The 4473-nt window shown below is 71.1% G+C and carries 4 protein-coding genes and 1 pseudogene; 4 read left to right on the forward strand and 1 reads right to left on the reverse strand.

Annotated elements, in window-relative coordinates; all coding sequences use genetic code 11:
• The 4 genes from KD1_RS13645 to KD1_RS13660 all read left to right on the forward strand — a co-directional run.
• Nucleotides 1-759, forward strand: a 759-nt coding sequence (locus KD1_RS13645; protein ID WP_157073359.1) for a glycosyltransferase family 4 protein, incomplete at its 5' end; no start/stop codon positions are given.
• 16 nt (nt 760-775) lie between these two features.
• Nucleotides 776-2506, forward strand: coding sequence for a CTP synthase (gene pyrG / locus KD1_RS13650; protein ID WP_068402804.1), 1731 nt, complete (start codon nt 776-778; stop codon nt 2504-2506).
• Nucleotides 2503-3147 carry an NUDIX domain-containing protein gene (locus KD1_RS13655; RefSeq protein ID WP_068402806.1) on the forward strand — a complete coding sequence of 215 codons (645 nt, stop codon included), beginning with the start codon at nt 2503-2505 and terminating at the stop codon, nt 3145-3147. The genes pyrG and KD1_RS13655 overlap by 4 nt, the downstream gene beginning before the upstream one ends.
• Nucleotides 3144-3560, forward strand: a complete 417-nt coding sequence (locus KD1_RS13660) for a YchJ family protein (protein WP_068402807.1) — start codon at nt 3144-3146, stop codon at nt 3558-3560. Before KD1_RS13655 ends, KD1_RS13660 begins: the two co-directional genes overlap by 4 nt.
• Before the next feature lie 6 nt (nt 3561-3566).
• On the opposite strand, the pseudogene KD1_RS16920 reads toward KD1_RS13660, so the two are convergent.
• Nucleotides 3567-4473, reverse strand: a pseudogene (locus tag KD1_RS16920) (hypothetical protein); the annotation flags it as partial.

Below are 4473 nucleotides of genomic sequence, written 5' to 3' on the forward strand. Positions count from 1 at the left end.
CGCGGGTTGCGCGGACACCTCGTCCAGTGGCTGACGACCCGCCGCGCCGACCTCGTCACCGGCGCGTCCAGTGATCTCGTGGCCTCGGCCCAGGCCCACGGCGCACGGCGCTCCTGGGCGGCCGAAGTGCCCTCGCCCAGGGTGCCGCGCCTGCTCCAGGCCCCGCTCGACGCTCTGGCCCGTGACGCCCTGCGCACCGAACTGCTCGCGCCCCTGCCCGTCGACCCGACCGGCCCGCTGGTCGTGACCGTCTGCTCGCTCGACCCGCAGCACCGCATCCCCGACCTCCTCGACGCGGCCGCCGAGGTGGAGTCGGGGATCACCTGGGTCGTCATCGGCGACGGCGATCTCGAGGTACGCGAGACGTTGCAGCAGGAGTCCGTGACGCGCGCACTGCCGGTCCACCTCGTCGAGGAGACCGATCCCGACACGGTGACCCGATGGCTGCAGGCCGCCGACCTCTTCGTGCTCCCCAGTTCCTGGGACGCCCGGCCGATGGCCGTGCAGGACGCCATGGCCGCCGGCACCCCGGTCATCGCGACCGACGTGGGTGGGCTGCGCGACCTCGTCGACGGGGTCGGACTGCTCGTGCCGGTCGGCGACCCGGCCGCCCTCGGGGGAGCGGTGGACGCGATCCTGCAGGATCCGACGTGGCACGCGGAGATGGTCCAGGCCGGGCGGACCCGCGCCGCGACCTGGCATGACGACGACGAGACGGCGCAACGCTGGCACCAGTGGTACATCGGCCCCTATCCGTGACGTAGGATCGAAGCCCGTGGCGACGACCAAGCACATCTTCGTGACCGGAGGCGTAGCCTCCTCCCTCGGCAAGGGCCTGACGGCCTCCAGCCTCGGCAATCTGCTCCGCAGCCGTGGGCTGGCGGTGACGATGCAGAAGCTCGACCCCTACATCAACGTCGACCCCGGAACGATGAATCCGTTCCAGCACGGTGAGGTCTTCGTCACCGACGATGGCTCCGAGACCGACCTCGACATCGGCCACTACGAGCGGTTCCTCGACGTGGCCCTCGACGGGTCGGCGAACGTCACGACCGGGCAGGTGTACAGCACCGTCATCGCCCGGGAGCGCCGTGGGGAGTACCTCGGTGACACCGTGCAGGTCATCCCGCACATCACCAACGAGATCCAGGCACGCATGCGGGCCGCGGCGGCAGGGAGCCCGGGCGTGCGCGACGGCGATGCCCCGGACATCATCATCACCGAGATCGGTGGCACGGTCGGTGACATCGAGTCCCAGCCGTTCCTCGAGGCCGCCCGCCAGGTGCGCCACGCGATCGGTCGCGACAACTGCTTCTTCGTGCACGTCTCGCTCGTGCCCTACCTCGCGCCCAGCGGTGAGCTGAAGACGAAGCCGACGCAGCACTCGGTAGCCGCGTTGCGTCAGGTCGGTATCCAGCCCGACGCGCTCGTGCTGCGCTGCGACCGCGAGGTGCCTGAGGGCATCAAGCGCAAGATCTCGCTCATGTGCGACGTCGAACTCGAGGCCGTCGCCGCGTGCCCGGACGCGCCGAGCATCTACGACATCCCCAAGGTCCTGCACGCCGAAGGCCTGGACGCGTACGTCATCCGGCGCCTCGGTGTCTCGTTCCGCGACGTCGACTGGACCAACTGGGACCGGCTGCTCGAGCGGGTCCACCAGCCCGAGCACGAGGTCGAGGTGGCCCTGGTCGGCAAGTACATCGACTTGCCCGACGCGTACCTGTCGGTGACCGAGGCGATGCGCGCCGGCGGGTTCCACAACGACGCCAAGGTCAACATCCGCTGGGTCGCCTCCGACACCTGCGAGACGGAGGCCGGAGCGGCCAAGGCTCTCGGCGGCGTCGACGCGGTCCTCGTGCCGGGCGGTTTCGGTGTGCGCGGCATCGAGGGCAAGCTCGGTGCGCTGCGCTGGGCCCGGGAGCGCCAGGTCCCGACCCTGGGCATCTGCCTGGGCCTGCAGTGCATGGTCATCGAGTACGCCCGCAACGTCGTCGGCATTGCCGGAGCGTCGTCGAGCGAGTTCGACCCGAACACCCCGGACCCGGTCGTGGCGACGATGGAGGAGCAGAAGGCCATCGTCGGCGGCGACGGGGACCTCGGCGGGACGATGCGGTTGGGCTCCTACCCGGCCACCCTCGTGACGGGATCGGTCGCGGCCGGCGCGTACGGCACGACCTCGGTGACCGAGCGACACCGGCACCGGTACGAGGTCAACAACTCGTACGTGGCGCGCCTGGAGCAGGCCGGGCTCGTCATCTCGGGCACCCACCCGGACCTCGGTCTGGTCGAGTTCGTCGAACTGCCCGTCGACGTCCACCCGTACTACGTCGCGACGCAGGCGCACCCGGAGTTCAAGTCCCGGCCGCACAAGGCGCACCCGCTCTTCGCGGGGCTGATCTCGGCGGCGATCGATCGGCAGCGCGAGCAGCGCCTGCTCGAGGTCGAGATCGCGCCGAAGCACCACGAGGCCGACCTGGTCGTCGAGGAAGCCGGTCCGCGCGCGTGACCGAGCTGCGCGACTCCCTGGTCGCCCAACCGGTCACCGCGTCGGAGACGGTGTTCGAGGGCGCGGTCTGGGGCGTCCGGCGGGACACGTTCGACTTCGCCGGCCAGACGCTGACGCGCGAGGTCATCGAGCATCCCGGGGCGGTCGCCGTCCTGGCGCTCGACGACGCCGATCAGGTCACGGTGATCCGGAAGTATCGGCACCCGGTCGGGGCGTGGGCGTGGGAACTGCCCGCCGGTCTGCTCGACGTCGCGGACGAGGCTCCGTTGGCCGCGGCCGCCCGCGAGTTGGGCGAGGAGGTCGACCTGACGGCCACGACGTGGCACGTGCTCGTCGACATCTGGCCGACGCCCGGTGGCAGCTCCGAGGCCGTGCGGGTCTACCTCGCCCGGGGGCTCGGTGACGTGCCGGCGGAGCGGCGTCACGTGCGTGAGGGTGAGGAGGCCGACATGGCGGTCGAGCGGGTCGATCTCGACGACCTGCACGAGGCCGTGCTGGCCGGGCACCTGCACAATCCGACCCTCGTCGTGGGTGTGCTGACCGCCCACGCGCTGCGGGCCCGCGACTGGGCGGGGCTGCAGGCCGGCGACGCCCCGTGGCCGGAGCATCCGCGATTCCGCCCGTCGGAGGCCGGCGCATGAGTCACCCGACCGACCCGTGCCCCTGCGGCTCCGGTGCGACGCTGGAGCAGTGCTGCGGCCCGATCATCGACGGGACCCGCGCGGCGGCGACGGCCGAGGAGCTCATGCGTTCGCGCTACTCCGCCTTCGCGGTCTTGCGCACCGACCCCGGTGCCCACGCGCATCTCCTGCGGTCGCATCACCCGCGGACCCGACCCGAGTCGGTACGGGCGGTGCCCGGTCTGGAATGGTCCGGCCTCGAGGTGGTGGAGACCACCGGCGGGCATATGGGTGACGAGACCGGGACCGTGACGTTCCGGGCCCACTGGCGCGCGACGATCGATGGGCGCACCGGGGTGCAGACCGAGCAGAGCCGGTTCGAGCGGCGCGGGGGCCGCTGGGTCTACACCGACGGAGACGTCACCGAGGGGTGAGCATCGTCACTGATAGGTGACGAGGTCCGGGACCGGGTCGACCCGCTCGACCGTCTCGGCCGGGGACATCATCGGGGTGTCCTCGTCGAGGAAGTTCTTCCAGCCCATCCGCACGTTCGCGGGCAGGTCGGTGCGCACCCGCGCCCAGGTGCCGAGCTTGTCCGTGGGAGCGCCGTGACCATCGGCATGCAGCACGATGGCCAGTTCGTCGTGGGTGGTTGTGAGCCTCTCTCGGTTGCGGATCATGTCCTGCGTGAACTGGTGGATCACGAGTGCCTTCTGCGGCAGGTTCTTGCGGCGCACGAGGTCGGCGAGCCAGTCGGCGACGGCGTTGACCTCCTCGACGTCGACCGACCCGATCTGCTCGAGATGCTTCTGCCCGGGCTTCAAACGCCACTCCGGGTCGAGGGCCAGCGACACGTGCGGCATGACGAGGAGCCGCTCGTAGATCTTGGCCTGCGTCAGGAAGTCGACGTGGCCGGGTTGCAGGTCGAGGACGACGTGCACGCCCGCCTCACCCGCGGGCTCCACCCACGCGCGCTGGTCGGTCAGGCGCAGCTCCTGGGAGGCCTTCTCGTTCTTCGGATCGCCACTGGCGACGGTGACGATGAGTTCCATCGCGGCCTCGACGTCGTGGTCGACCTGGTCGGCGTACTCCGTGGCGCGGGCCTGGATGTCCGCGATCGCCTCGGCCGGGGGCTTCTCGCCGAGCAGCCCGAGTTCGGGGTACTTCTGGCACCCGTAGTGGGCCACGAGCATGGTGTCGTCGAACACCAGCACGCGGTCGTGGGGCAGGAGCGGCGCGGTGCGGGCCATCGCGACCCGGCTCAGCAGGCGGTTCTGCGAGCCCAGGCTCGGGCCGAGCAGCAGCGGACGGGTGTTCTCGGCCCGCAGCGCCGCGACGGCCGGGCGC

The sequence above is a fragment of the Kribbia dieselivorans NBRC 106261 genome (assembly GCF_001552435.1).
In the GTDB taxonomy this organism is placed as follows: domain Bacteria; phylum Actinomycetota; class Actinomycetes; order Actinomycetales; family Dermatophilaceae; genus Kribbia; species Kribbia dieselivorans.

What these genes read in the sequence shown, in the direction of transcription:
- KD1_RS13660 (WP_068402807.1), top strand. Translation starts at nt 3,144, where the DNA reads ATGAGTCACCCGACCGACCCGTGCCCCTGCGGCTCCGGTGCGACGCTG.